Below are 308 nucleotides of genomic sequence, written 5' to 3'. Positions count from 1 at the left end.
AGCCAGCCGCCGAAGGTGGGGTAGATGATTGGGGTGAAGTCGTAACAAGGTAGCCGTATCGGAAGGTGCGGCTGGATCACCTCCTTTCTATGGAGAATCGTCTTCGGAGAGCGAAGACATTCAAATACGTTCGGTCAGCGCAAGCTGCCGGATCAATCGCTTTGCGTAAGCAAAGCAACCGAATCAGGTCTTAGGCCTGTTACTCACTCGTTGGTCAGTTTTGAGAGTTCAACTCTCGCGCGTTTGGTGACGATGGCGGAGGGGTTCCACGCGTACCCATCCCGAACACGACCGTTAAGCCCTCCAGC

General features: G+C 54.9%; 2 rRNA genes. Both read left to right on the top strand.

Annotation, left to right across the window (positions count from 1 at the left end):
* Nucleotides 1–87 (top strand): 16S ribosomal RNA (locus KI362_RS25335); the annotation flags it as partial.
* Nucleotides 88–242: 155 nt separating this feature from the next.
* A 5S ribosomal RNA gene (rrf, locus tag KI362_RS25330) occupies nucleotides 243–308 on the top strand; the annotation flags it as partial.

Origin of the sequence: Paenibacillus apis (assembly GCF_018333295.1) — a bacterium.
Taxonomy (GTDB): Bacteria; Bacillota; Bacilli; order Paenibacillales; family Paenibacillaceae; genus Fontibacillus; species Fontibacillus antibioticophila.
Note: the sequence above shows the minus strand (reverse complement) of the source record. Positions and strands in the feature narration are given on the sequence as shown.